Source organism: Trebonia kvetii (assembly GCF_007827045.1).
GTDB lineage: Bacteria > Actinomycetota > Actinomycetes > Streptosporangiales > Streptosporangiaceae > Trebonia > Trebonia kvetii.
The window spans coordinates 538,489-564,387 of sequence record NZ_RPFW01000003.1 but is presented as its reverse complement, the minus strand read 5'-3'; the positions used below and the strand labels follow the sequence as shown (position 1 = coordinate 564,387).

At 69.4% G+C, this 25,899-nt stretch carries 22 protein-coding genes and 1 other RNA gene; 5 read left to right on the top strand and 18 right to left on the bottom strand.

Translation table 11 applies throughout. From position 1 onward, the window contains the following. Positions 1-5 precede the first annotated feature (5 nt). Both EAS64_RS17410 and EAS64_RS17405 read left to right on the top strand, forming a co-directional pair. Positions 6-1,532: a DEAD/DEAH box helicase gene (locus tag EAS64_RS17410; protein WP_145854042.1), complete on the top strand. Its 1,527-nt coding sequence runs from the start codon at positions 6-8 to the stop codon at positions 1,530-1,532. A 1-nt stretch (position 1,533) separates the two neighbouring features. Continuing rightward, the gene (locus EAS64_RS17405; protein WP_145854041.1) at positions 1,534-2,436 is read left to right on the top strand and encodes an alpha/beta fold hydrolase; all 903 of its coding nucleotides are present in this window, start codon (positions 1,534-1,536) and stop codon (positions 2,434-2,436) included. 22 nt (positions 2,437-2,458) lie between these two features. Here the strand turns inward: EAS64_RS17405 and EAS64_RS17400 are convergent, their stop codons facing one another. From EAS64_RS17400 to EAS64_RS17380, 5 genes are all read right to left on the bottom strand, one after another. Further along, positions 2,459-3,322 carry a RecB family exonuclease gene (locus EAS64_RS17400; RefSeq protein WP_145854040.1) on the bottom strand — a complete coding sequence of 288 codons (864 nt, stop codon included), beginning with the start codon at positions 3,320-3,322 and terminating at the stop codon, positions 2,459-2,461. Between the two features lie 11 nt (positions 3,323-3,333). Next, positions 3,334-3,999, bottom strand: a complete 666-nt coding sequence (locus tag EAS64_RS17395) for an MBL fold metallo-hydrolase (RefSeq protein WP_145854039.1) — start codon at positions 3,997-3,999, stop codon at positions 3,334-3,336. A gap of 106 nt (positions 4,000-4,105) precedes the next feature. Beyond that, the gene (locus EAS64_RS17390) at positions 4,106-4,939 is read right to left on the bottom strand and encodes a PHP domain-containing protein (protein ID WP_222849378.1); all 834 of its coding nucleotides are present in this window, start codon (positions 4,937-4,939) and stop codon (positions 4,106-4,108) included. Between the two features lie 20 nt (positions 4,940-4,959). Further along, a complete protein-coding gene (locus EAS64_RS17385) occupies positions 4,960-5,580 on the bottom strand; it encodes a DUF6758 family protein (protein WP_145854853.1) in 621 nt (206 codons plus the stop codon). 172 nt (positions 5,581-5,752) lie between these two features. After that, positions 5,753-6,685, bottom strand: coding sequence for an HpcH/HpaI aldolase/citrate lyase family protein (locus EAS64_RS17380; RefSeq protein ID WP_145854037.1), 933 nt, complete (start codon positions 6,683-6,685; stop codon positions 5,753-5,755). Between the two features lie 207 nt (positions 6,686-6,892). Here EAS64_RS17380 and EAS64_RS17375 point away from each other — a divergent pair, with 207 nt between their 5' ends. Both EAS64_RS17375 and EAS64_RS17370 read left to right on the top strand, forming a co-directional pair. Next, the gene (locus EAS64_RS17375) at positions 6,893-8,707 is read left to right on the top strand and encodes a phospholipase C (RefSeq protein WP_145854036.1); all 1,815 of its coding nucleotides are present in this window, start codon (positions 6,893-6,895) and stop codon (positions 8,705-8,707) included. 203 nt (positions 8,708-8,910) lie between these two features. After that, positions 8,911-10,050 (top strand): Mrp/NBP35 family ATP-binding protein, encoded by a 1,140-nt coding sequence (locus EAS64_RS17370; protein WP_222849377.1) that lies wholly within the window; start codon positions 8,911-8,913, stop codon positions 10,048-10,050. 83 nt (positions 10,051-10,133) lie between these two features. Here EAS64_RS17370 and EAS64_RS17365 read toward each other — a convergent pair whose 3' ends face one another. From EAS64_RS17365 to sigE, 4 genes are all read right to left on the bottom strand, one after another. Next, complete coding sequence (locus EAS64_RS17365) at positions 10,134-10,541, bottom strand: sec-independent translocase (RefSeq protein WP_145854035.1); 408 nt, start codon at positions 10,539-10,541, stop codon at positions 10,134-10,136. Positions 10,542-10,650: 109 nt separating this feature from the next. After that, positions 10,651-11,892 carry a sigma-E factor regulatory protein RseB domain-containing protein gene (locus tag EAS64_RS17360; RefSeq protein WP_222849376.1) on the bottom strand — a complete coding sequence of 414 codons (1,242 nt, stop codon included), beginning with the start codon at positions 11,890-11,892 and terminating at the stop codon, positions 10,651-10,653. Further along, positions 11,892-12,488 (bottom strand): anti-sigma factor family protein, encoded by a 597-nt coding sequence (locus EAS64_RS17355; RefSeq protein WP_145854033.1) that lies wholly within the window; start codon positions 12,486-12,488, stop codon positions 11,892-11,894. The genes EAS64_RS17360 and EAS64_RS17355 overlap by 1 nt, the downstream gene beginning before the upstream one ends. Beyond that, positions 12,485-13,111 carry an RNA polymerase sigma factor SigE gene (gene sigE / locus EAS64_RS17350; RefSeq protein WP_145854032.1) on the bottom strand — a complete coding sequence of 209 codons (627 nt, stop codon included), beginning with the start codon at positions 13,109-13,111 and terminating at the stop codon, positions 12,485-12,487. The genes EAS64_RS17355 and sigE overlap by 4 nt, the downstream gene beginning before the upstream one ends. Positions 13,112-13,216: 105 nt before the next feature. Between sigE and EAS64_RS17345 the strand changes: the two genes are divergently transcribed. After that, positions 13,217-13,837, top strand: coding sequence for an O-methyltransferase (locus tag EAS64_RS17345; protein WP_342782057.1), 621 nt, complete (start codon positions 13,217-13,219; stop codon positions 13,835-13,837). An 89-nt stretch (positions 13,838-13,926) separates the two neighbouring features. Here the strand turns inward: EAS64_RS17345 and EAS64_RS17340 are convergent, their stop codons facing one another. The 9 genes from EAS64_RS17340 to EAS64_RS17300 all read right to left on the bottom strand — a co-directional run bounded on the left by EAS64_RS17340 (position 13,927) and on the right by EAS64_RS17300 (position 25,659). After that, the gene (locus EAS64_RS17340) at positions 13,927-14,094 is read right to left on the bottom strand and encodes a DUF3117 domain-containing protein (protein WP_145854030.1); all 168 of its coding nucleotides are present in this window, start codon (positions 14,092-14,094) and stop codon (positions 13,927-13,929) included. Positions 14,095-14,474: 380 nt separating this feature from the next. Next, positions 14,475-14,804: a DUF4190 domain-containing protein gene (locus EAS64_RS17335; RefSeq protein WP_222849375.1), complete on the bottom strand. Its 330-nt coding sequence runs from the start codon at positions 14,802-14,804 to the stop codon at positions 14,475-14,477. Between the two features lie 207 nt (positions 14,805-15,011). After that, positions 15,012-15,401: a transfer-messenger RNA gene (gene ssrA, locus EAS64_RS17330) on the bottom strand. 1,171 nt (positions 15,402-16,572) lie between these two features. Beyond that, positions 16,573-17,685, bottom strand: coding sequence for a branched-chain amino acid aminotransferase (locus EAS64_RS17325; protein WP_145854028.1), 1,113 nt, complete (start codon positions 17,683-17,685; stop codon positions 16,573-16,575). Positions 17,686-17,923: 238 nt separating this feature from the next. After that, on the bottom strand, positions 17,924-18,970 hold the full coding sequence (locus EAS64_RS17320) for a 3-isopropylmalate dehydrogenase (RefSeq protein ID WP_145854027.1): 1,047 nt from the start codon (positions 18,968-18,970) through the stop codon (positions 17,924-17,926). A gap of 8 nt (positions 18,971-18,978) precedes the next feature. Further along, on the bottom strand, positions 18,979-19,971 hold the full coding sequence (gene ilvC, locus EAS64_RS17315; RefSeq protein ID WP_145854849.1) for a ketol-acid reductoisomerase: 993 nt from the start codon (positions 19,969-19,971) through the stop codon (positions 18,979-18,981). Positions 19,972-20,012: 41 nt separating this feature from the next. Beyond that, positions 20,013-20,540: an acetolactate synthase small subunit gene (gene ilvN, locus EAS64_RS17310; RefSeq protein ID WP_145854026.1), complete on the bottom strand. Its 528-nt coding sequence runs from the start codon at positions 20,538-20,540 to the stop codon at positions 20,013-20,015. Between the two features lie 5 nt (positions 20,541-20,545). Then, the gene (locus EAS64_RS17305) at positions 20,546-22,528 is read right to left on the bottom strand and encodes an acetolactate synthase large subunit (protein WP_145854025.1); all 1,983 of its coding nucleotides are present in this window, start codon (positions 22,526-22,528) and stop codon (positions 20,546-20,548) included. A 416-nt stretch (positions 22,529-22,944) separates the two neighbouring features. Beyond that, positions 22,945-25,659, bottom strand: a complete 2,715-nt coding sequence (locus tag EAS64_RS17300) for a putative bifunctional diguanylate cyclase/phosphodiesterase (RefSeq protein WP_145854024.1) — start codon at positions 25,657-25,659, stop codon at positions 22,945-22,947. Positions 25,660-25,899 lie beyond the last annotated feature (240 nt).

The window sequence follows — 25,899 nt, the reverse complement described above, 5'->3', positions numbered from 1 at the left end:
CGGGCATGGCGCACGCGGTGCCATTTCGCGACCTTGGCGTCGACGAGATAATCGCCGGCGCGCTCGATGACGCGGGTATCCACACGACATTTCCGATTCAGGCGCTGACGCTGCCGCTCGCGATCGCCGGCCAGGACATCATCGGCCAGGCGCGCACCGGCACAGGCAAGACCCTCGCGTTCGGCGTACCGATGCTGCAGCGACTGGCGACCACGGACGCCGACAGCCGCCAGATCAGGCAGCCGATGGCCCTCATCGTGGTTCCCACGCGGGAACTGGCCATCCAGGTTGCCGACGACCTCAAGAAGGCTGGCGCACGACTGGGCGCCCGCGTCCTCACCGTCTACGGCGGGCGCGCGTACGAGCCGCAGATCGAGGCGCTGACCTCGGGCACGGACATCGTGGTCGGCACGCCCGGGCGGCTGCTCGACCTCGCCAACCGCAAGAACCTCGACCTGAGCAAGATCCGCGCCCTCGTACTTGACGAGGCGGACAAGATGCTCGACCTCGGCTTCCTGCCGGATGTCGAGCGACTGCTGCGGCTCACCCCGGACGACCGGCAGACCATGCTCTTCTCGGCCACCATGCCGGGCGAGGTGGTCACGCTTGCCCGCCGTCACATGCGCCGGCCGACCAACATCCGCGCCGAGGAGCCGGATGAGTCCGCGCCGCCGCCGCTGACCGCGCAGCACGCCTACCGGACGCACCACCTGGACAAGATCGAGGTACTCGCCCGCATCCTGCAGGCCAAGGACCGCGGTCTCTCCATGGTGTTCTGCCAGACCAAGCGGGCCTGCGACCAGGTCACGACCGCCCTGGCCGACCGCGGCTTCGCCGCCGCGGCCGTCCACGGCGACCTGGGCCAGTCGCAGCGCGAGCGGGCGCTTCGCGCCTTCCGCGGCGGCAAGGTCGACGTTCTCGTCGCCACCGACGTGGCCGCCCGCGGCATCGACGTCGATGACGTGACGCACGTGATCAACTACGAGTGCCCGGACGACGAGAAGGCCTACCTGCACCGCATCGGCCGCACCGGCCGGGCCGGACGGGTCGGCGTCGCCGTGACGTTCGTCGACTGGCGCGACATGCAGCGCTGGAAGCTGATCAACGACGCGCTCGCCATCGGCAACCCGGAGCCCGCGGAGACGTACTCGACGTCGGAGCACCTGTTCGCCGACCTGTCCATCCCGCCGGACGCCACCGGCACGCTCCCCCGTGCGCTGCGCGGCGCCAGGGCGGGCCTCGCCGCCGAGGCGGAAGAAGACCTTGGCGAGACCGGCCGCACCCGCACCCCGCGGGAGAAGCCGGGCGGCAGGTCACGAGGCAGGTCAAGGTCCCGCTCGCGCGGGGTCGGCGACGCCGCGGCCCTCGGCGAGTCCGTGACCGCGAAGGGCGCTGACGACGGCTCAGCTGACGCCGCCGCACCCCGCACCCCGCGTCGCCGCCGCCGCACCCGCGGCGGACTCGACCTGCCGGCGGGCGAGGCAGCCCAGCAATCCGCGATCGCACAGGAAAGCGTGCAGCAGGCATCCTGACATGTCCACGCCAGTCTCGCTCGAGTTGCCCGAGGGAGCGCGGCGAGCAACCGTGCGCAGCGACCGCGGCGAGTTCGCGGTCCTCGACGCGATGCCCGCCGCCGGACCTTGTGAGCTGGGCACGGCACTGCTCGTGCCCGGCTACACCGGCAGCAAGGAAGACTTCATCGCCATCCTTGCCGACCTGGCGTCGGCCGGCCGCCGCGTCGTCGCCGTCGACATGCGCGGCCAGTACCAGACGCAGGGCCCCGACGACCCGGCGGCCTACGACCTGGCCGAGCTAGGCGCGGACATCGCGGCGCTCGTTCGCGCCACCGGTGCCGCGCACCTGCTCGGCCACTCCTTCGGCGGGCTGGTCGTGCGCGAGGCGGTGCTCGGCGGCTGCTCGCCGGCCTCGCTGACCCTGCTGAGCTCGGGGCCGGCGGCGCTGCCCGGCCAGCGCGCGGAGGAGCTGCACTCCTTCCTCGGCCACCTCGACGGCACTCCCGCCGACGACCTCGGTGCCAAGATCGCGGAACTCTGGTCGGTCGCGCTCAGGCCGCAGGCCGAGTCGGCTGGCGTGCCCGCGCCGATCCTGACGTTCCTCGAGCAGCGGACGCTCGCCAACAACCCGACTGGGCTGGTCACGATGGCGGCGCAACTACTCAAGGCCGAGGACAAGACGGCCTGCCTGGCCGACCGGGATATCCCGGCCTTTGTGCTGTACGGCGAGGACGACAACGCCTGGCCGACAAGCCAGCAGGCGGACATGGCCGCCAGGCTGGACGCGGAGCGCACCTGCATTCCCGGCGCCGCGCACAGCCCCAACGTCGAGGCTCCCGCCACCACCGCGCACGCGCTCACAACGTTCTGGAACGCGGTGGAGACCGCGCGGCCGGGACCGGCAGAGACCGGCCGCAGCTAACCGACCGCGGCTCACCGTGCGGCTAGAGTTCCGCGAGCGCGTCCCACGGGCGGCGCGGAGCACCGGCGGCCCGTTGTCCCTCCGGGCAATTTCGCAGGTAGTCGCACCAGCCGCAGGCCGGCCCCGGCTGCGGCGGGAATACCTCGTCGTACTTCTCCCTGGGCAGCGGCGCGCGCATCCGCTCGTCGGCGTCCGCGCATTCCTCCGCGATATCCTCGGCCCGGCGCAGGTGCCGCTGCAGCGACTCAGGCGTGTGCTCCCAGGCGAGCACCTGCCCCGACGGCAGGTGGTGCAACTCCACCCGCTTGCACTCCTTGCGCAGCGCACGCGATGCCGCGAGTGCGTACAGGGCAAGCGCCAGGGAACTGCGGGCGTCGTCCACGGACAGCAGGTGACGGCCGGTCTTGTAATCGACCACGATGAGCTCGGTGCCCTCGGCGTCCGCGCGCGGCCTGGCGTCGAGCCGGTCGATCCGCCCCGACACCGCGATCTTGTCTGTCCTGGTCGCGACCGTGCGCTCCACCCCGACAGGCTCGTCGGCCGGGTCGAGCCCGGCGGCGTACTCCTCGACAAGGGACCGCGCCCAGTCCCGGTACCTGGCCGACTGCTCGTCGTTCGCGAATCCCTCGGAGATCCAGCCCGTGGTGACGAGCGAGCCCGCGGCCTGCGGCGTGCGGCGCGACAGCGGCAGCCGCCACCAGCCTGCCAGCGCGTTGTGCACGGACGCGCCGACGCTGTTGTGCGCCCACGGCGGGCCCTTGGGCGGCACCGGCCGGTCCAGGTAGCTCATCCGGTACCTGCGCGGACAGTCCAGCCAGGTCGAGAGCCGGGTCGGCGTGCACGAGTACAGCCGCCTCGGCATGCCCTCGAAACCAAGCTGCTCCATGGCCATGGACGTTAGTCCAGCTCCACGGCGGGGCCCGCCGTCACCCAGCCGTCGAACCGCTTGGCGGCGTCGCCGATCGTGCTCTCCTCACCGTGACCCGGTAGCACCCGAGTGCTCGTCGGCAGGTCGAGCAGCCGCTCGCCGATCGCGGTGAGCTGTCCGGCGAAGTCGGCGAACAGACCCTCATGCGGAACCGGACCACGCTCGCTCAGCGCATCGCCGGTGAACACGACCTCGAGGTCCGCGCAGTAGACGCTGACCGAGCCCGGTGTGTGGCCCGGCGTGTGCACCACCTCAAGTTGCACGTCCGCGACGTCGAAGCGGCCGCCATGGGCCATCTCGATCTCCGGGTCACCGCTGTCGTGCACCGCCCGCCAGAGCAGCCGGTCCGCGCGGTGCAGCGCGACCGGCGCCTCGTCGCGCTCCGCGACCTCGACCGCGGCGGCCACGTGACTGGCGTGCCCGTGCGTGCAGATCACCGCGAGGATCTCCCGGTCGCCGACCCGCTCAAGTACGCTTTCCGCGTCCTCGCCAGGGTCGATGACGATCACCTCGTCGTCGTCACCGATCAGCCACGCGTTCGCCTCGCGGACAGCGTGCTGGCCTTCCTGCTCCGCCGGGTCCGCGTCCTGCTCACCGACCCGCGGCGTCCACACCCGCTCGACCCGAGCGTCCATGACCCGCACCTCCGCCACCGCAACAACGCGCCAGCCGAGGCGCGCCGACCCAGAATGCCCGGCCTAATGCTAGTCCGTTGCAGGCCCGCGCGCGGAATTAGCCGGGTCAGCCGAGCCTGGCCATCCCGATCAGCCGGTGGTACTCATCGTCCGGCGTCACGTCGGCGCCAAGGCCGCGGCCGTTGAACGAGCCGTGGTCGTCGCTGCCGCCGGTGGCTATGAGGTCAAGTGATCTCGCTAGCGCGGATAGCCGCATCCGTTCTGCCTCGTCGTGATCGAAATGGAACACCTCGATCCCGCACAGCCCGGCCCCGGTGAGCTCCGCGATCACCGCGTCCGGAATCTCGTACCCCGGCGAGCGCGGATGGGCGAGCACCGGGACGCCGCCCGCCGTGCGGATCATGGTAACCGCGCGCGCCAGATAGGGCGCGTAGCGGTCCACGAAGGCGCGGCCGCCGTCACCGATCCACTCGGGGGTGAACGCGTCGGCCGGCTCGGCGATCGCGCCGCTGGCGGCCAGGGCGCGGGCGATGTGCGGGCGGCCCACCACGCCGTCGCCGGCGATCTCGCTCACCTGCTCCCAGGTGACCCCGGTGCCGAGCTCCGCAAGCCGGGCCACCATGGCCTGCGCGCGATACGTTCGGTCATCACGGACCTGCGCGGTCTCCGCCGCGATCGCCGGATCATCCGGGTCGAACAGGTAGCCGAGCAGGTGCACGCTCCGGCCGTCGAGCTGGCAGGACAGTTCCATGCCAGGGATCAGGCTGAGGCCCTCGGGCAGTGCGGCGCGCGCCTCGGCGAGTCCGGCCTGCGTGTCATGGTCGGTGAGCGCGAGCACATCAAGGCCCGCCGCACCGGCACGCCTGATCACCTCGGCCGGGTCATCCGTCCCGTCCGAGGCGTTGCTGTGGACGTGCAGGTCGATACGCACTACGGCCATCGTAGCGGGCAGGGTCGCCGCTAGACGGGAAGCTGACGGGTCAGCGCGCCGAACGGGACGTCGAGGTCCTGCCCTGGATCGCGCAGGTCACGCAGCGACAGCGGCTCCATGAGCAGCGTGCCGGCGGTGTCCGGCCACAGCACCAGCCACAGCCAGCTCGCGGCCACCTCGCCGACGAACACCGCCTTGCCGTCCGATTCCACCAGCCACAGCGGCGCCTCGTGGCCGCCGTACTTGATGCTGGCATGCGGCTGGCAGGTCGCGAAGCCGTCCCCTGGATCCGGGCCTGGCAGGCCCGCCAGGCCGGCACCGAGGCCGACGCCCGGTTCTTCCGCGACGATCAGCATGTCGGCGGGCCCGCCGAGCGGGTTGGGCCCGGACAGCGCAATGGCCGTCCCGCGCAGGCCGGTCCGCTCGTCGCCCGCCCCGGTGAAGCCGCTGACCAGCCAGCCCGCGGGCAGCGGCCAGGGCAGCCAGACGGGGACCTTCGCGCTTTCCGCCATGGCGTGCAGGCCGTCGGCCGTGGGCAGCCTGGCCGGTGTCAGCGGGTTGATCTCACCATGCAAAGCACAGCGCCAAGCGCTCGACCACGCCGTCGGAGCGCGCGCTTCAGCTCGGCAACGCGGGCATACCGCTCTCATCAGCACGTTGGCGGTGTATCTACCCAAGGGTGCAGCGGCCACACCCCGGCAGTCCCTCACAGGCCCGGCCGGCGAAGCCGGCCATCGCGGGGTTACGGGGGGTCGTCCCTGCGGGGGATGTCGCCGCTGGCTGGCCGTGCGCGATGGGATGGCGATTTTTTGCCATCGCGCGCTACAAGCCAGCGGCACTGCCCTTCGCGACGATGGTGAGGGCGAGCTTGCGTGACGCCTCGTCGATCATCTCGCCGTCGAGCATGACCGCGCCGCGCCGTTCGTCGACCGTGGCCCGCTCGTAGGTCTCGAGGATGCGCCGCGCCCGCTCGTAGTCCTGCGCCGCGGGCGTGAACGCCTCGTTGACGATGTCCACCTGGGCCGGGTGCAGCACCCACTTGCCGTCGTAGCCGAGCGCGGCGGCGCTCGCCGCGGCGGCGCGCAGGCCGTCTGTGTCGTGAATCTTCGCGTACGGGCCGTCGATGGCCTGCAGCCCGCGGGCCTTAGCGGCGACGAGAATGCGCATCAGCGGATAGTGGTGCGCGTCGAATGGGTACCCCTCGGGCTGGCCGCCCACGGTGAGCGAGCGCATCCCGATCGACGCCATGAAGTCGGCAGGCCCGAACACCAGGGAGACCAGGCGGGGCGAGGCGGCCGCGATCGCGTCCACCGCCACCAGCCCGCCCGCGTCCTCGATCTGGGCCTCGATGCCGATGCTGCCTTGCGCGAGGCCGGCCGACCGCTCGACCTGGCCGAGCAGAACGTCCAGCCAGACGAGGGCGCCCGGCTCGGACACCTTTGGCAGGATCAGGGTGCGGACCGCGCCCGGCGCGCCCTCAACCACCGCGATCACGTCCTGGTAGGCCCACGGCGTGCTCGCGCCGTTCACCCGCACCGCGACGAGCTTGCCGTCCCAGCCGCCTGACCGCAGCGCGGCGACCGCGAGTTCGCGCGCCATGCTCTTCGCGTCCGGCGCGACCGAGTCCTCGAGGTCGAGCATCACCTCGTCGACGGCGAGCTCACGTGCCTTGGCAAGGAACCGCTCACTGCTCGCCGGCACCGACATGCACGACCGTCGCGCCCGATACGCACTGACTGTGCTGGTGATGTTCATAAGGGTGGAGCGTAGCGAATCAGGCGACGCCACCAAACGTTCGGCATCCCTTAATCGCGCTGTTCAGCGCTCGCCCGCAGTTAGCCGCCGATTCCTGCTGTTATGGCCAAATTTGACTCACCGCAATCGTTCGTTCACCAAAACGGCACCTTACATCGAAATCGTCGGCTTCGAACCTGCTTCACATTTCCTGGAGGAACTATGCGCATGTCCTGGCGGAGAGCTTCCGTGCTCGCCGCGACGACCGCCCTCGTAGCAGGCGGTGCGGCCGCAGCGGCGGCAACCGGGGCGGCGGCGTCGCCGAAGCCCGACACCTCGACTCCGATCAAGCACTTGGTGGTGATCTTCCAGGAGAACGTGTCGTTTGACCACTACTTCGGCACCTATCCGAACGCCACCGGCCAGGGGGGCTCCGCGTTCAGCGCGAAGCCGGGCACTCCGTCGGTCAACGGACTGACGACCGCGCTGCTCACCAGCAACCCGAACGGCGTGAACCCGCAGCGGCTGAGCCCAAGCAACATCAACGACGTGCTCACCTGCGACCAGGATCACAACTACACCGATGAGCAGGCCGCCTTCGACAACGGGGCGATGGACAAGTTCCTCACCACCCTCGGTAACGGCACGAGCAAGACCCCGGAAGGCGGGGCTTGCGCCAAGAGCACGGTGATGAACTACTACGACGGCAACACCGTCACCGCGCTGTGGAACTACGCACAGCACTTCGCCATGTCGGACAACTCGTACGGGACCACGTTCGGCCCGTCGTCGCCCGGCGCCATCAACCTGGTCTCCGGCGACACCGGCGGCGTGGACATGACCCACACCGCGAACAACCCGTCGAGCACCGGGGCCAACGCCGACCTGACCGCAGACGGCAAGGGCGGGTTCTCGCTGACCTCCGACGCGCAGCCGTACTACGACGACTGCTCCACCCGCGACGCGGTGGCGTTGTCCGGCCAGAACGTCGGCGACCTGCTCAACGCCAAGGGCCTGTCCTGGGGCTGGTTCCAGGGCGGCTTCCGGCCGTCGACGTCGTACACCACGGCGCTCACGGACATCGGCGCCAGCCAGCCCACCTCCACGTTCACCCCGGACCAGTTCAAGACCCTGGGCGCCTCCCTGGTCACGGGCACCCACGCCTCCAACCAGGGCATCTGCGACGCGGTTACCCCGGTCGGCGTTGAGCTGCCGGCGTCGCTCGGCACCGGGACCGGTCAGTACGGGTACAAGGACGACTACATCCCGCACCACGAGCCGTTCCAGTACTACGCCTCGACCGCCAACCCGCACCACCTGACCATCCCGACCAGCGCGTCCGGGAAGGACACGCTCGCCGGGCTGAAGGCGGTCGGCACCGACACCCAGTCCTACGTCGGCGGCGTTCCGCAGTTCAACACGCCGAACCACAACTACGACATGAGCGACTTCGACCAGCTCGTCGCCGCGATCAGGAAGGGCGAGCTGCCGCCGTCGGCACTGCCCGCGGTGTCGTTCCTCAAGGCGCCGGGCTGGGCGGACGGGCACGCTGCCTATTCCGACCCGCTCGACGAGCAGTACTGGTTCACCAATGAGATCAACGCGCTGGAGAAGACCCCGGACTGGAAGAACACCGCGGTCGTCATCTCCTATGACGACTCAGACGGCTTCTACGACCACGCGTACTCCGGCGTGACCAACCCGTCCACCTCGGTTGGTGACGCCCTCACCGGCGCCGGCGTGTGCGGTACCGGCACCCCGCTGGCTGGCGAGAACGGCCGCTGCGGCCTCGGCCCGCGTCTGCCGCTGCTTGTCATCTCGCCCTGGGCGAAGTCCAACTTCGTCGACAACACCGTGACCAACCAGGCCTCGATCACCAAGTTCATCGAGGACAACTGGGGCCTGCCGACCATTTCCGGCAGCTTCGACTCCATCTCGGGCAGCCTGAACAACATGTTCGACTTCAACCGTCACGGCGTGGGGAACGGCGACCCGCGCAAGCTCTTCCTGAACCCGGTGACCGGGGAACCGACCTGGTGGTAGCTAGTCACCAAACCGCTTGAAACTGAGTGGGGCACCGTGTTCACGGTGCCCCACTCAGCCTTTTCAGCCCGGGACTGGAGAGCCGGTCAGTTCCCAGGCCAGGAAGCACTAACGCTCCGGGCGAGCCGGTGTGATGACCGGCACCCCGCACGCCGGTCATCACGCACGGCACGCTGGGTGCCGGCACGCGTAGCATTGGGAACATGAGCTCCCCGCTTCCCACCCGCGATCAGGTCATGACGGCGCTGGCCGGCGTGAACGACCCCGAGATCGGCCGTCCGATCACTGAACTCGGCATGGTCAAATCCGTCGAGATCGGCTCCGACGGCGCGGTAGCAGTCGGCGTGTACCTGACCGTGGCCGGCTGCCCTATGCGGGACACGATCACCTCCCGGGTCACCGGGGCGGTGGCGCCGCTGGCCGGCGTGACCGGCGTGCGGGTCGACCTCGACGTGATGAGCGAGGAACAGCGCAAGCAGCTGCAGACGCAGATCCGCGGCGGCGCGCCGGAGCGGGTCATCCCGTTCGCCCAGCCCTCCTCGCTGACTAAGGTGTACGCGATCGTCAGCGGCAAGGGCGGCGTCGGCAAATCGTCGGTCACCGTGAACCTGGCCGCCTCGCTCGCCGCGGCCGGGCACAAGGTGGCCCTCATCGACGCCGACATCTACGGGCACTCCGTGCCCCGGATGCTCGGGGTCACCGGGGCGCCGACAAAGGTCCAGGACATGATCATGCCGCCCGCCGCGAAGGGCGTGAAGGTCATCTCCGCCGGGATGCTCAAGCCACCGGGCCAGGACGCGCTGCCGATTCGCGGCCCCATCCTGCACCGGCTGCTCGAGCAGTTCCTCGCCGACTTCTACTGGGGCGACCTGGACTACCTGCTCATCGACATGCCGCCGGGCACCGGTGACATCGCGCTGTCGCTCGCGCGGCTGGTTCCCGGCGCCGAGCTGGTCATCGTGACCACGCCGCAGCTCGCCGCCGCGGAGGTGGCGCAGCGCGCGGGGACGCTGGTCACCCAGACGCACCAGCGGGTCATCGGTGTGATCGAGAACATGTCCTACCTGCTCTGCCCGCACTGCGGCGAGCCGATGGACGTTTTCGGCGTCGGCGGCGGCGAGCAGGTGGCCACCGCGCTCACCAAGCTCACCGGCGTTGACGTGCCGCTGCTCGGGCAGATCCCGATCGACGTGCGGCTGCGGGAGGGCGGCGACAGCGGCACGCCGCTTGTGCTTTCCGACCCGGAAGCGCCGGCGTCGGCACAGCTCATCAAGATCGCCGAGTCGCTTGCGAGCAAGGGGCGCGGCCTGGCCGGCCGGATGCTCAGCCTTAGCCCGCGCTAGTCTTGCCCGGCGCTGGCCTGCGCTAGTCTGACCCGCGCTGGCCTGGCCTGCGCTAGCTCGTGCTGGGCGGCCCCAGGGGTTGGTCAGGTGGCCTCGATGTCGAACGGCGGGTCTTCCCCGTCCGGCAGGGTGGCCGTCCGCTGGGTGCCCGTCATCGTGACGGACGCAGCAGTCGTAGTGGCGCTTGTGCCGCCCATGACGGCGTTCGAGGTGTCCTTGAACTCGTCGAACAGTGCCTGCGTGGTGTCTTCCATGTCATCGAGCAGGTGCTTGCGCACAAACCTACGCGGGTTCAGGTCCTCGAAGTCGAAGTCCTGGAACTCGGGTCCGAGCCCCTCCCGCAGGTCCGCCTTGGCCCCCTCGGCGATCCGGCGCAGGTCACGCAGTGCCCGGCCCGCCTGCTGTGCGATCTTGGGCAGCTCGTGCGGGCCGAAGACCACAAGCGCGATCACAGCGAGGACCAGCAGCTTGGTCACTGAAAGGTCAAACACTCCGGTCTCCGAGGCTCTCCGTGCTGTGCGTCAGCGGTTGATCGGCACCACAACCACTGTAAACGGTACGGTCGCCGCTGTGGACCATGCGACGGGCTCAGTGTGATATTCAGGCGAACGGGATGATCAGGCTCGCGATCCTGGCAAGTCCCCGGCCGAGACGGCCGACGAAGCCAGGCGAGGCGCTCTGCGGCAGGCCGCCGACGACTCGCGTGACCGTCTGCGCGGGCGCGTCCGCGACCATGGTGTAGACGAAGCCGCGCCCCGCCCAGGTGACCGAACGGCCCGATACCCAGGCCTGCTGGCCGCCGAGGCGCTGCTGGCGCCAGCCCGCCATGTCCTTGGCCAGCACGCCGCGCTGCACGAAGAGCGAGACAACATAGAGGCCGTCCGAGTACTGGAGGTCGACAACCTCGCCGCTCGCGGTGCTCGCCGAGGCGGCCGCGTACAGCGGCAGGCCGCCGCTCAGGCTGCCCGGCACCCGCCAGCCCTGGCCGGCGAGTGAGGCAAGGAAGGCGGATGGCTGGCCCGCGGGCGCCCAGCCGGACTCCTGCAGCGCCGCCGACTGCGCCCGCAGGCCCCTCGCCCCGGCAAGGGTGCCGCCTGCTGCCCCGCCGAACTGCACCTGGACGAAGGAGTCCTCGTCGATCAGCCGGTCGGAGGTGTCGAAAAGCTCACGGCGCAGCGGCACCATCGTCTGGCGGTCAAGCCAGTACCGGGCGGCAAGCGATCCGTCGAAACGGTAGAGCATGATGACCGATGTCGGCCGGCGTGCGACGGACCCGTGCCCGGAGTAGAGCGCGACGTAATGCTTGCCGAGCAGCGCCACCAGGGTCTTTGTGACTCCGAACACACCGCCGGGCGAGCTGGCATTCATCTCGGTGGAGGCGGCGGCGGTCTTGGCGGCTGGCCGGCTCGGCGCGCTCGACGTCTGGATCAGCGTCAGGCCGCCGCCCCGGTGCCACACCTTGGAGATCATGCTGACGCTGCCGTCCAGGCCAGACTCCGAGATCATCGCCACACCCTGGTAGGACATCGCCAGGCCGGCGTCCGCCGCCCTGGCGAGCAGGCGCATGCCCAGGGCCTGCTGGCCGGCCGTCACCCGGCTCAGCACCGTGACTGGCGTGCCCGACTCGTGCTGCACCGCGGCGACATTGTTGCGGACCGGGGCCCGGGCGGTGGCCGGCGCCATGGGAAACGGCCCGGTCAGGGCGGCGGCGCCGACCGCCCCCGCCGCGACGCCCACCGTGTCGGCGGCGACGTTCTCGTGCCCGCGGACCGCGAGGATAGCGAGAAGGCCGGGCACGGTCACCGTCGCCACGGCGGTCAGCAGCAGCCCATGCCGGTGCATCACGGTGTCGCCGCACCCACGGGGACGCGCGTGGACACGATCGGGTCGGGGAACGGGATGTCGCCCGAGGTGACCGCGTGCTGAAGGTCGAACACCTCAAGCTGCGGCGTGATCCGCGGCCCGGGAGGAGTGCCGCCGCCGCCCATGCCGAACGCGGCACCGCCCACTCCGACGACAACGAGCGACAACGTGCTCCACAGCATGTACCTGACCCGGCGGCGGCGGACTGGCCGCGCAGACGGCGGTGCCGTGTACGGATCGGCTCCACCGCGCCGGCTTGCGGCACGTACCCGGATCATGCGGCGGCCGCCACGCTCGCGCCCCGTGCGCTCGCGCCCGGCTCGCCTGGCAGGGACCCGGCCGTCAGGCCCGGCAGGCTCGGCGGTCCCGGCCATCGCGAGCAGTCGCTCGGTGAACTGGCCCGCGTCGCTGATCTCGACGGCGAGCGCGCGCAGGTCGTGCTTGAGCCGCCGCAGCGCGACCGCCTCACCGCGGCAGTGCCCGCAGGCTGCCAGGTGCGCGTTCGCCCGGTCAAGCTCCGCGCCGCAAAGCTCTCCGTCAACTAGGGCAGAGAGCAGGTCTCCGAGGTGGCTCATCTTTCCCGCACCTGCCGATCCCTGTCGCCGGACCGCTCGCGGTGTGCCAGAGCCGCGCGGAGCTGTGCCCGACCGCGGTGAATCCGGCTGCGCACGGTGCCCAGCTTCACGCCCATGGTCGCCGCGATCTCCTCATAAGAGAAGCCCTCGATATCGCAGAGAACCACGGCCGCACGGTAGTCGGGCGGCAGCGCCTGCAGCGCCGCCTGGATGTCCCCGTCCAGGTGATTGTCGTCCCAGGTCTGAGCCGGCGACCGTTCTGCGCCGGGAATGCGCTGCGCCACGTCATCGCCGAGGCCCTCGAAGCGGATCCGCTGCCTGCGCCGCGCACCGTCGAGGAAGAGGTTGGTGGTAATCCGGTGCAGCCAGCCCTCGAAGGTCCCCGGTGTGTAGGTGGCCAGGGAGCGGAACACGCGGACGAAGACCTCCTGGGTCAGGTCCTCCGCGTCATGCTGGTTTCCGGTGAGGCGGTAGGCAAGCCGGTAGACCCGCGCCGAATGCGTGCGCACGATATCATCCCAGCTGGGCGCCGCCCACTGGGTCACCTGGGCACGATCGTCCGGCTCGGGGGCGTCGTGTCCGGAAATCGCCGGCTGTGTCACCACGAAGAGGCTCTCGCTCATCGACTAGCTAACGGTCCCCACTAGCTTAAGGTTCCACGGACCAGCGAAATTGGCTAGGCTCACGCCTGAGAAAGCTTCATTCAACGGGATTGATCAACGGGTTCGATCAAGGCTTCGCTCAAGGGGGCAGCCATCGACTACGACGAGGCGGCGTACGCGGTTGAGGACGAGCCGCTGCTCACCGCCCGAGCCAACGCCGAGGACCTCGGCGGAACGATGCCGGTGCGGCCAGCCGCGGGGGCGGCGCTGCGCTTCCTGGCAGCCGCGATAGCGGCACGCGCGGTCGTGGAGATCGGCACCGGCTGCGGCAGTTCAGGCATCTGGCTGCTCCGGGGCATGCGCCCGGGCGGCGTGCTAACCAGCGTGGACACCGAGCCCGAATACCACCGGCTGGCACGCAAGGCGTTCACGCAGGCCGGTTTCGCCACCAACCAGGCGCGGCTCATACTCGGCCGCGCGCTCGACGTGCTGCCGCGGCTGTCCGACGGAGCCTACGACCTGGTGTTCTGCGACGCCGACCAGGCCGCCTACCCGGATTACCTGGCAAGCGCGCTGCGCCTGCTCCGCCCGGGCGGCATCGCCGTATTCAACGACGTGCTACCGCCCGGCGCGCGCCCGGCAGACGATGGCGTGCGGGAACTCGCCGAGATGGCCGACAACGAGGAAGAAATGGTCCCGCTGCTGCTTCCCATCGCGGGCGGTCTGCTCGCCGCCATCAAGAGATAAAAGTTCAATCATTCCGAACGGATGCGCGGCTCGGCCTGCTGGGTAGCAGACGGCTCATCCTGCGAGCCGGCCTGACGAGCCTGACGGGCTTACCCAACGGCCGCCGCTAGTGCGTCACCGAGCTTCGCGGCCTCATCGGCGGACAACTCGACAACGAGCCTGCCGCCACCCTCCAACGGGACGCGCATCACGATGCCACGGCCCTCCTTGGTCACCTCGAGCGGGCCATCGCCCGTCCGCGGCTTCATCGCCGCCATGCTGCATCCCCTTCCTTAACGCACACCTCATGCGAACCGCGCCCGGTCCGGCCCCACCCGTTGGCCGCCACCGGACAGCAACAACCGTGTCGATCCGTCGCCCTATTATCCCGTGTTCGGAGGCAGAATGGTAATGATCAGCTAGCGCGCCGCCCACCGAACGCTGTTTTCGGCATGTCAGATGGCCCCGAGGCACTGGTTTCTGCACTGGTTTCGCTGGGTCTGCGCATAGCTGTCGCGGGCTTGGCCGGGGGATCGCGCGGGAGGCGCCTGGCGGCGCTGGCAGCCTTCAGGTGCAGGCGACGGCGGCCGTGCGGGGCGAGACCGCGGCAACCGGGTACATCAGAGCTTGGCGTATCGGGGTGCAGCGCCAGCGACGCTCAGTTGCCCGGCACTGCCGTTGTGGCATGCCCGCTGCTCACGACCACAGCGGCCAGGAGAACGAAAAGCAATACCGCCCCGATGAGCAGGGCACCTCCGATATACCCGAGGATGAGTCCGGCGAGGGCCATCCCGTCGCCACCCTCCCCGGTCTGGCGAATCTGACGTCGTGCCATATGCCCGCAGATGATCGCCGGAATGAAGGTGACCCCGACAAAGAATTGGGCGATACCGCACACGAGGGCGGCGACGGCCAGGCCATTCGTCGGGCGCTGGACCGGGTAAGGATAGTAACCCGGCTGTATATCAGGCTGAGGCGGGTAAGCCACTGTCACACCTCGTCGCTCGTGGGGCGTTGTGAGGACTCTACCCGTTCCGCCCGCTGTGCGACAGGGACGCCGCCCCAGCGGCTATCGGTCCTGACCTGCGACACAAACACCGAGGCAGACAAACAGAACGCGCCGAGCGGCTAAGCCGTCGGCGCGTCCTGCAACAGGGACTACCAACACAGCTCAGTTTTCAAAAACTGAGCTGTCTTGGAGATGCCGGGAATCGAACCCGGGTCCTTCGGGACCTTTCCAAGTCTTCTCCGAGCGCAGCCTGCTGTGTTTTTCTCAGCCCCGGCGATCACGCAGGCAAGACGCCGACGGGCTCAGTCACTGTTTGATTTCCTAGCCTGCCCCGTGACCGGGCTGGCTAGTTGAGCCTTCTAGTTGATGCCAGATTCCGGGCCGAAGGCGCTCCCGGGCTGACAGTCAAACCCTCAGACTTGCTTAGGCAGCAAGAGCGAGAGCGGTCCTGGGGACCTTGACAGTGCTATTTGAGTTGGCACTTGTGGTTTGCGGTCGCATTTTTACGAGGTTACGTCCGCCACCCTCGGCTCGCTTCCCCTGGATTAACCACCGAAGTCGAAACCGTTCATCCCCCTGTTGAGTTGTAGACGGCCACGCGGGGCGTTACCGCCACCTACGAGGTTACTGCCTACAACAGAGGTCTGCCAACAGGGATTCCCCGCAGCTGGAAGCGCTCCCGCGCGTAGTCGCTCGGGCGACAGAGACCTGCCGCTCCGCGACCGAGACCCGCCCGGGGGACGCGGGGGTCGCGGCGGTCTTGAGGCGAACAACGGCCCAGAACAGGAGATGGCCCCCGCAGGCGCTGGCGGTGGCCGAAACGCGCCCGCAGGGGCCGACCGGCAGGGTCGGAGCCGGTCCTGAAGTCCGGGCCTCCCCCGAGATGAGGCCCGGCTCTCACGTTGACTGGGCCGCAACCCCCCAAGCGAGCCTCAGTCATATGTAAGGACGCCAGAGAGTGCCTCCATGGTTGCTTTACGTGATCAGAAATTTGGTAACGGAATGGTAACGACACCTCGCGTCGTCCGCAAACCCCGGCCACACCGGACTTTCCGCCCAGCCCAGATCCCCATGATTTCTCCCCAACCGCCCGAGCAACCCCTCTCCCCAGCCTCGCCCGGGACCGCTTCACCGGTTACACAGCGTAGGCAATCGTGTGGACAACCTGGGATGGTCGGGCGGGGCCGGAGCTAACCGGCGGCCGGAGTGAATGCCATCTCCACGAGGCGTCTGGGGCTAGTGAGGCGTTTCGAGCCTGAATGGGTGCTGCGAGACTCGAAACAGGGCCGTCAAGAGAACGCCGTAGCGATGTCTTGGGGCACGTCTGCCTGGCGGGGGACCGCGCCCGTCCAGGGCGCGCCGACCAGGCAGACCTGGATAGACAGGAATCGGTCTCTGAACGCGTGAGACACGTGACCTGCATTGGGGGCGACGCTGACGGCTGTTACACAAGCGCAGCAGGACTGAGCGACGAGCGAGAAAAGATCATGGAAATTACGATTTTGATGGAAACTTTTGCCCCGAATCGGGGTCTTTGTCTCCATCACGAGAAAAGTTTCCACGATCATGCTGGATCGCATGCCCGAAAAGCCCTTAATTACCGGTATGTCTCAGCGGCAATTCGGGATCCTCGCCCTAGTTCTAGGGGTGGGCGGGCCGTGAGATTCCCTCGCGGCCTTCCGAAGGAGCGCCGCGGGAAATCTTCCCCTGTGGCCCGCCCCGCCGATGGTTTACGGCGGTAGCCCTGCTAGGCGACCTTGTAGACCCAGCCGAACGGGTCCGGCTGGTGGCCGTACTGGATACCGATCAGCTCGGACTTGAGGCGCTGGGTGACCGCACCAGGTGTGCCGTCGCCGATGGTCCAGCCGCCGGAGGCGCCGTCAACGGCCCCGACGGGCGTGATCACGGCGGCGGTGCCGCAGGCGAAGACCTCGGTCAGTTCCCCTGCCGCGCAGGCGTCGCGCCAGGCGGTGACGGAGAGGCGTCCCTCCTCGGCGGGGATGCCGAGCGTGGGGGCGAGCCTGAGGAGGGAGTCCCGGGTGATGCCGGGAAGGAGCGAGCCGGACAGGGCCGGGGTCAAAACCCTTGCGGAGTCGCCTGAACCGTACACGAAGTACAGGTTCATGCCGCCCATTTCCTCGACCCACTCGTGCTCGGCGGCGTCCAGCCAGACCACTTGGTCACAGCCCTTGTCAACAGCCTGCTGCTGCGCGACGAACGCCGCGGCGTAGTTGCCGCCGCACTTGACCGCGCCGGTGCCGCCGGGGGCGGCCCTGGTGTAGTCCTCGGACAGCCAGACCTTGACGGTCTTGCCCGCGCCGAAATACGAGGCGGCGGGCGAAGCGATCGCGCAGAACATGTACTCGGACGACGGGTGGTTAACGCCGAGGCCCCGGGCCGTAGCGATCATGAAGGGACGCAGGTAGAGGCTGTTGCCCTCACCGTCGGGAATCCACTCCCTGTCCTGGGTGACGAGCAGTTCCAGGGCCCGGATGAACGTCTCCTCGGGTAGCTCGGGCATCGCCATCCGGCGGCAGCCCGCGTTGAAGCGGGCGGCGTTGGCCCGCGGGCGGAACATCACGATCGAGCCAGAATCCTGGCGGTAGGCCTTCAGGCCCTCGAAGAGCTCCTGGCCGTAATGGAAGACCGCCGTCGCGGGGTCGAGGGTGAACGGGCCGTACGGCTCCAGCTTGCCGTCGTGCCAGCCGCGCTGTTCGGTCCAGCGCAGCGTGATCATGTGATCGGTGAAGACCTGACCGAACCCCGGCGCTTCCAGTATCCGGGCGCGTTCCGCGGCCGGCACCGGCGTCTGGGAGGGGTGGATCTCGAAGTCGATCTCGTGGGCGAGGCTTTCGGTCATCGCGGATCAGGTCCTTTCAGAGCGCTACTCGAATATCGCGGATAAACGTCCGCCCCGCCAAGTCGACGCTGCCGGAGCGGGCCAAAAGAAAGCCACCCGGGTCCCCGCCACGCGGGCAGCGCATGGCTGCGCGTCTAGCGCGGGCGGCGCGGGTTCCTGCCGGAAGGCCGCGCCGCCTGCGCTGTGCTTGGCGCGCTCGCCGCCGCGCTGCGCGCTTTGGCTCACGCTCGGGGCGGGCCTATCCGGCTACTCGCTTGGCGACGTCGTCGCCGATCTCGCCCGTGGTCCGCGCGGAACGCCCCCCGCGCTCGCTCACGTCGTCCGCGACCGCCTGCTCGATCTGTCCCGCCTCGGCGGTGTAGCCGAGGTGCGAGAGGAGCAGCGCCGCGGACAGGATCGCCGCGGTCGGGTCGGCCTTGGACTGGCCCGCGATGTCCGGCGCGCTGCCGTGCACCGGCTCGAACATCGACGGGAACGTCCCCGCGGGGTTAATGTTGCCGCTCGCCGCGAGCCCGATGCCGCCGGCGATCGCCGCACCGAGGTCGGTGATGATGTCGCCGAACAGGTTGTCGGTCACGATGACATCGAACCGCTCCGGCTGTGTCACGAAGAACATCGACGCCGCGTCCACGTGCTGGTACTCCACCGTCACCGAGGGGAACTCCGGCGCCAGCCCGTTCACCGTGCGCACCCACAGGTCGCCGGCGTAGGTGAGCACGTTGTTCTTGTGCACCAGCGTCAGCTTGCGGCGCGGCCGGTTAGCCGCCTGCTCGAACGCGTAGCGGGCGACCCGCTCCACGCCGAAGTAGGTGTTGTAGGACTCCTGGGTGGCGATCTCCTGCGGCGTGCCCCGGCGCATCACGCCGCCCGCCCCGGTGTACGGACCCTCGGTGCCCTCCCGGACGACCACCATGTCGATCGTCTCCGGCGTCCCCTTCGCCAGCGGCGAGGCGACACCCGGGTACAGGCGGACGGGCCGCAGGTTGACGTAGTGGTCGAGCTCGAAGCGGAGCCGGAGCAGCAGCCCGCGCTCGAGCACGCCGCTCGGCACCGACGGGTCGCCGACCGCGCCGAGCAGGATCGCGTCGTGCCCGCGGATCTCCTCGAGAACCGTGTCGGGAAGCGTCTCCCCCGTCGCGTGGTAGCGCCGCGCGCCAAGGTCGTAGTCCGTGGTGTCCCAGGTGACCTCGGGAGTCGCCGCCCGCAGTACCTTGAGCGCCTCGGCCGTGACCTCGGGTCCGATGCCGTCGCCGCCGATGACGGCTAGCTTGACTGTCTTTCCCATAGGGAACCCTAGTCCTCGCTGTCCGAGAGCCAGCTCATCAGCGGCCGCAGCTTGGCGCCGACCTGCTCGATCTGCTCGGCCTGCTCGGCCTCGCGGCGCTTGGCGAAGTTGGGCTGGCCGGCGTCGAACTCATCGACGAGCTCGCGGGTGAAGGTGCCGTCCTGGATCTCGCCGAGGATCTTCTTCATCTCGGCGCGGGTCTGGTCGTTGATCAGGCGCGGGCCGCGGGTGTAGCCGCCGAACTCGGCCGTGTCGGAGACCGACCAGTACATCTTGGAGATTCCGCCCTCGTACATCAGGTCGACGATCAGCTTCATCTCGTGCAGGCACTCGAAGTACGCGGCCTCCGGCTGGTAGCCGGCCTCGACGAGGGTGTCAAACCCGGCCTTGATCAGTTCGGAGACACCGCCGCAGAGCACCGCCTGCTCGCCGAACAGGTCGGTCTCCGTCTCCTCCTTGAACGTGGTCTTGAGCACGCCGGCCCGGGTGGCGCCGATGCCCTTGGCGTAGGACAGGCCAAGCGCGAGCGCGTTGCCCGAGGCATCCTGCTCGACGGCGACCAGGGCAGGCACGCCGCGGCCCTCGTTGAACTGGCGGCGGACGAGGTGGCCTGGGCCCTTCGGCGCGACCATGACCACGTCCACGTCGGCCGGCGGCTGGATCAGGCCGTACCGGATGTTCAGGCCGTGCGCGAAGAACAGCGCATCACCCTCGACCAGCGACGGCGCGATCGCCTCGGCGTACACCTGGCGCTGCAGGTGGTCCGGGATCAGCACCATCACCAGGTCGGCTTCCTCGCATGCCTCGGCGGGCGTGAGGACGCGCAGGCCGTCGCTCTCGGCCTTCTCGCGGCTCTTCGACCCCGGCTGAAGGCCGACCCGCACATCGACGCCGGAGTCACGCAGCGAAAGCGCGTGCGCGTGCCCCTGGCTGCCGTATCCGAGGACGGCAACGTGCCTCCCCTGGATGAGCGAGAGGTCGGCATCGTGGTCGTAGAAGATCTCTGCCACTGAAATGGCCCTTTCGTTGGGTTTGTCGTTTGTTAGGCGGAGCGCTCAAGAGGGCGCAGCGTGCGGTCCGTGATGGACCTGCCACCGCGGCCGACCGCGATCGTGCCGGACTTGACCAGCTCCTTGATGCCGAACGGCTCAAGGACCCGGACCAGTGCCTCTAGCTTGTCATGGCTCCCAGTCGCCTCGATCGTCACGGCGTCAAGCGCCACGTCGACCACGCGAGCACGGAACAGTTCGACCGTCTCGAGCACCTTGGACCTGCTGTCCGTGTCGGCGCGGACCTTGATCAGCATGAGCTCGCGCTGCACCGCCTGCGACGGCTCGAGCTCGACGATCTTGAGCACGTTGATCAGCTTGTTGAGCTGCTTGGTGACCTGCTCGAGCGGGTGCTCCTCGCAGTTCACCACGATCGTCATACGGGAGATCTCCTCGTGCTCGGTCGGGCCGACCGCGAGTGACTCGATGTTGAACCCGCGCCTGGAGAACAGTCCGGCGATCCTGACCAGGACACCGGGCTTGTTCTCCACCAGGACGGAGAGGGTGTGCTGCTCGCTCATTGTTGTCAGTCCATCGCTTCCCAGTCGGGCGCCATGTCGCGGGCGAACTTGATGTCGTCGTTGCTCGTGCCCGCCGCGACCATGGGCCAGACCATGGCGTCCTTGTGCACGATGAAGTCGATCACGACCGGCTGGTCGTTGATGGCCATCGCCTGCTCGATGACCGCGTCGACGTCTTCCTTCTTCTCGCAGCGCAAGCCTATGCACCCGTAGGCCTCGGCCAGCTTCACGAAGTCGGGGATACGGGTGCCCTCCAGCTCGGTCTTCTTGTCGCCAAGGTTGGTGTTGGAGTAGCGCTGGTTGTAGAACAGCGTCTGCCACTGGCGGACCATGCCGAGGTTGCCGTTGTTGATGATCGCGATCTTGATCGGGATGCCCTCGATCGCGCAGGTGGCTAGCTCCTGGTTGGTCATCTGGAAGCAGCCGTCGCCGTCGATGGCCCACACGGTCGATTCCGGGCTGCCGACCTTGGCGCCCATCGCGGCCGGGACCGCGAAGCCCATGGTGCCGGCGCCGCCGGAGTTGATCCAGGTCCGCGGGTTCTCGTAGCCGATGAACTGGGCCGCCCACATCTGGTGCTGGCCGACGCCGGCCAGGTAGATGGCCTCGGGACCGGCGATCTTGCCGATCCGCTCGATCACGTACTGCGGCGCCAGGCTGCCGTCGTCGAACTCGACATAGCCGAGGGGATACTTGTCGCGCCACTGCCGCAACTGCGCCCACCAGTCGCCGTAATCGCCCTTGCGGCCGTGCTGATGGTCGGTGCTGACGGCGGCGATCAGCTCGGCGATGACCTCCTTGCAGTCGCCGACGATCGGGACGTCGGCGCGCCGGTTCTTGGAGATCTCCGCCGGGTCGATGTCCGCGTGCACGATCAGCGCGTCGGGCGCGAAGGAGTCGAGCTTGCCGGTGACCCGGTCGTCGAACCTGGCGCCGAGCGCGATGAGCAGGTCGGACCGCTGCAGCGCGCCCACCGCGGCGACCGTGCCGTGCATGCCAGGCATGCCGAGGTGCAGCGGATGGCTGTCCGGGAACGCGCCGCGCGCCATCAGCGTGGTGACCACCGGAGCGCCGGTCAGCTCGGCCAGCTCGAGCAGTTCGGCTGAGGCGTCGGCCTTGATCACGCCACCGCCGACGTAGAGCACGGGGCGCTTGGCGTCGGCGATCATCCGGGCGGCCTCGCGAACCTGCCGCGAGTGCGGCCTGGTGACCGGGTGGTAGCCGGGCAGGTCGAACGGCACCGGCCAGGTGAACTCGGTGGTCGCCTGCATGGCGTCCTTGGCGATGTCCACCAGGACCGGGCCGGGGCGGCCGGTGGAGGCCAGGTGGAAGGCCTCGCCGATGGTGCGGGCAATATCTTCCGGCTTGGTGACAAGGAAGTTGTGCTTGGTGATCGGGTAGGTGATCCCGGAGATGTCCGCCTCCTGGAACCCGTCGGTGCCTATCAGGTTGGTGGAGACCTGCCCGGTGATCGCGACCACGGGAACCGAGTCCATGTAGGCGTCGGCGAGCGGCGTGACGAGGTTGGTCGCCCCCGGGCCGCTCGTCGCCATGCAGACCCCGGTCCGCCCGGTGGCCTGGGCGTATCCGGTGGCGGCGTGGCCCGCGCCCTGCTCGTGGCGGACCAGGATGTGCCGGATCTGCTCGGAGTCGAGCAGCGGGTCGTAGGCGGGCAGGACTGCGCCGCCTGGAATGCCGAACACCACGTCGACCCCGACCTGCTCAAGGGCAAGCACCAGGGCCTGGGCCCCGGTGACTCGGACCGGAGCGGCGGCCGGGTGCTGCGGGCGCGATGCGGCCGCAGATGGCTGCGCGGCCCCCGCCTGGGCGGAGCCGGCCTGGACGGCCCCTGCGGCGGCCGGGCCAGTGCCAGACTGCACTGTGGCCGGCCGGGTGGGCACGGGCTTCGCGCCGGCCGTCCGCGCCGGGATGTCCAGCGGGGACGGAGCGTGCGCCTTCGAAGGAACTGGGCTGCTCTGCTCGGTCATCGGGTGGCTTCCTTGTCACGATGTGCGCGGGTGGGACTTGTCTCCCTGGGGCATTAAAAAACCCCTCGTGCCGGTCGGCAGTCGAGGGGCGCGCGCAGAAACTGGACTGGTCAGATCGCTGCGCGCCAGCCAAGTACGAGAATGAGGTTCCGCTTCACGGGTTCCACCCTCCCCCACAAGCCGGCACTACGTCAAATTATCGCGCTCACTGTCTCATTATTCGAGACCCCGGTCGTGCGCCCGATGGCCGGGTGGTGCGCCCGATGGCAGAAATCGCCATCGTATCGGGCGCACCACCCGGCTATCTTCCGGGGGGACGACCCCCCGTACCCCCCGGTGTGCGGCGCGGAGCGCCGCACAGATGCCCGGGATATCTCACTATTTGAACATTCAGGCGGCGGGTGCACCCTGAGAAGTCAGGCGGCGGGAACGCCCGGCTTGGCTGTTCCGTTCACGTCCGGCGCTGAGCCCGTCCTGCTCACCTGCTCGCCGACGCCGGTCCTGATCAGCGCCTCCACCCCTGGTGCTGCCATCGGCCTGGCGACGAGGAAGCCCTGCCCGTAGCCGCAGCCCATCTCGCGCAGCTCGGCGAGCTGACGCGGTTGCTCGATCCCCTCGGCCACCACCTGCATGCCCAGGTCGCGGCCGACCTGCACGATGGTCTTGGTGAGCATCGCCAGCACCGGGTCCTGGCCGAGCCCGCTGATGAACGACGGGTCGATCTTGATGATGTCGGCGGGCAGCTGCCGCAGGTGGGCGAGCGAGGCGTAGCCGGTGCCGAAGTCGTCGATGGCCAGCTTGACGCCAAGGTCGTGCAGTTCGGCGAGCCGGTCGGCGATCAGGCCCGCGTCCTCCACGAGCATCCGCTCGCTCAGCTCGATGGTGAGCGCGCTCGGCGGCAGGCCGCTCTCCGCGAGCGCCGCGGCGACCTGCGCGGGGAAGTGCGGCGCGTTGAGCTGCCGCAGCGCGATGTTCACCGACACACCGACGTCCCACGAGGCGTCCCGCCATGCCGCGCCCTGCTGGCAGACCTTGCGCAGCACCCACTCGCCCAGCGCGACGATCAGCCCGGAATCCTCCGCGACAGCGAGGAACGCCCGCGGCGATACCGCCTCGTCGCCGCGCCGCCAGCGGATCAGCGCCTCCGCGCCGGTGACCCGGGACGTCGCGAGCTCCACGATGGGCTGGTACTGCAGCTGAAGCTCCTCGCGGGCGATCGCACGCTGCAGGTCGCTCGCCATGTCGAGGCGGCGCACCACGTCCGCGTGCATGTGCGCCTCGTAGACCTCGACCCGGCCGCCGCCGGTGTCCTTGGCCCTGGCCATGGCCACGTCCGCATTACGGAGTACCACGCCTGGCGTGCTGCCGTCGGCGAGCGCCACGCCGACGCTCGCGGTCATCCCGAGGTCCCGCTCGGCCACCCGGAATGGCTCGCCCGCGATGATGCCGGCCAGCCGCTCGGCGAGCTCGCCGATGTCCTTGGCGGTCGCCGCGTTCTCCATCAGCACGGCGAACTCGTCGCCGCCCCAGCGGGCGACCGTGTCCTGCGCGGGCACCACTGCGCGCAGCCGCCTGGCGGCCTGCGCGAGCACCAGGTCGCCCGCACCGTGCCCGACGAGGTCGTTCACCGCGGTGAAGCCGTCGAGGTCGAGGAAGATGACGCCCGCCACCCGTTCGCCCGACTGCTCAAGCGCTTCCCTGGCGCGTTCCTCGACATAGGCGCGGTTCGGCAGGCCGGTGAGCCCGTCGTGGAAGGTGAGGTGCGCCACCTGCTGCCTGAGCGCCACCTGGTCGGATACGTCCCTGACGCTGAGCAGAAGCCTGGCGGGCTCGCCCGGCAGCCGGTACAGCAGCGCGGCGCACTCCACATGGCGCCAGGTGCCGTCGGCTGCCCGGACCCGGCAGGAGAAGCGGCCGCCGCCGGCAGGCTGCTCGGCCGCCTCGGCGTCCTGCTGCGCCGCGGCGGTGCCCGGGGCCACGTCGTCTGCCAGGCCGACCACCTGAGCGATCGCCGCCCGGGCCGCGGCGACGTCCTCGGCATGCACGAAGTCGCTGAGCGGCCTGCCGATCAGCTCGTCCGCCTGGTAGCTGAAGCCGGTCACCAGCGGGCTCACGTACCCGATGGTCCCGTCAAGATCGCAGATCAGCACCATGTCACCGGTGCGGTCGGCGAGGTCGCGAAGGCTGTTGCTCGCCTCCCGCCACATCCGCATCGCGACGCCGTTCTCCCTGACCAGCATGAGGATGCGGATCGCGACGACGAGTACGGCCGCGCCGCCCGCGATGACCAGGGCGAGCCCGGACGCGGGGGCGCTGGCGAGCCCGTTGATGATCACTACGAACGCGGCGATGACGACGCACATCGAGGCGATGATGGTGGCCGCGCCCGCGCTCGTCACCGGCGACCGCCGCCCGCCGAGCAGGCTGGCGAAGCCGCCGTCCACGGAACGCGACTGGCCGGGAACCGGGCGCCACGGCGTCAGGTCGAGGCGTGCCGCGATGGTCTCCACCCAGGGCGCCACGCCGAACAGGATGGCGACCGCGATCACGGCAAGCTGCTCGAGTATGCCCTGATGGCCGTTGGAGAACCTGGCGCCGACCGCGAGCGAGTCCGCGAAGGCCAGCGCCATCAGCCCGATATAGGGAACCACAACCCGGCGCCACGCCGCGGTGAGCACCGGCAGCAGCGCGCCGAGCACCGCCAGGTCGGCGAGCGGGTGCAGCAGGTCAAGCAGGAACGTGGCAGGCCGCTCGTTGGAATGGTGGAACTCCGAGCCGAACGCGACCACCCAGGCAATGACGAGCAGGGCCACTGCCATCACGTAGCCGTCGGCGAGACCGGGCAGCACCGACCCGGTGTCGTTGCGTTTCTTCTCCTCGGCGAGCACCATGATGCCGGTCGCCGCGGTCGCCAGGCCGAGCAGCGGTGCCACGTCGGCGAGCGACAGCGAGGTGGCCTGCGAGCTCAGCGGCCCGGTGAGCATCTGGCTGACGATCAGCCCGGCGAGCCAGAAGGCAGCGGCGCCGGCCAGCCAGCGGTAGCCGCGGGCCACCGCGCCGGAGTGCAGCCGGGCGCCGAGCAGCAGACCGACGACGGCGCCAGCCGTGGCGAGCATGGCGAGGACGCTCACGGGGCTCCTTCCGTTCTGGTTCGGTCGCTGACTGCGTCAGTGGCTCAGGGTGCGGTCTGCGATTGCTGTACGGCTGAGGATTAGGCAACGGATCCGCAACGATCCGTCACCAGCGACAGATGCCGCACGCCCGGCCGACGTTGAAAGCCCGCCATTGGGCGTCGGCCGGCTGCGTCACCGGTCATGATGTTCACTCTACGTACCCGAGATCACGCTTCGGTTGAGGAAGTGCTGCGGTTG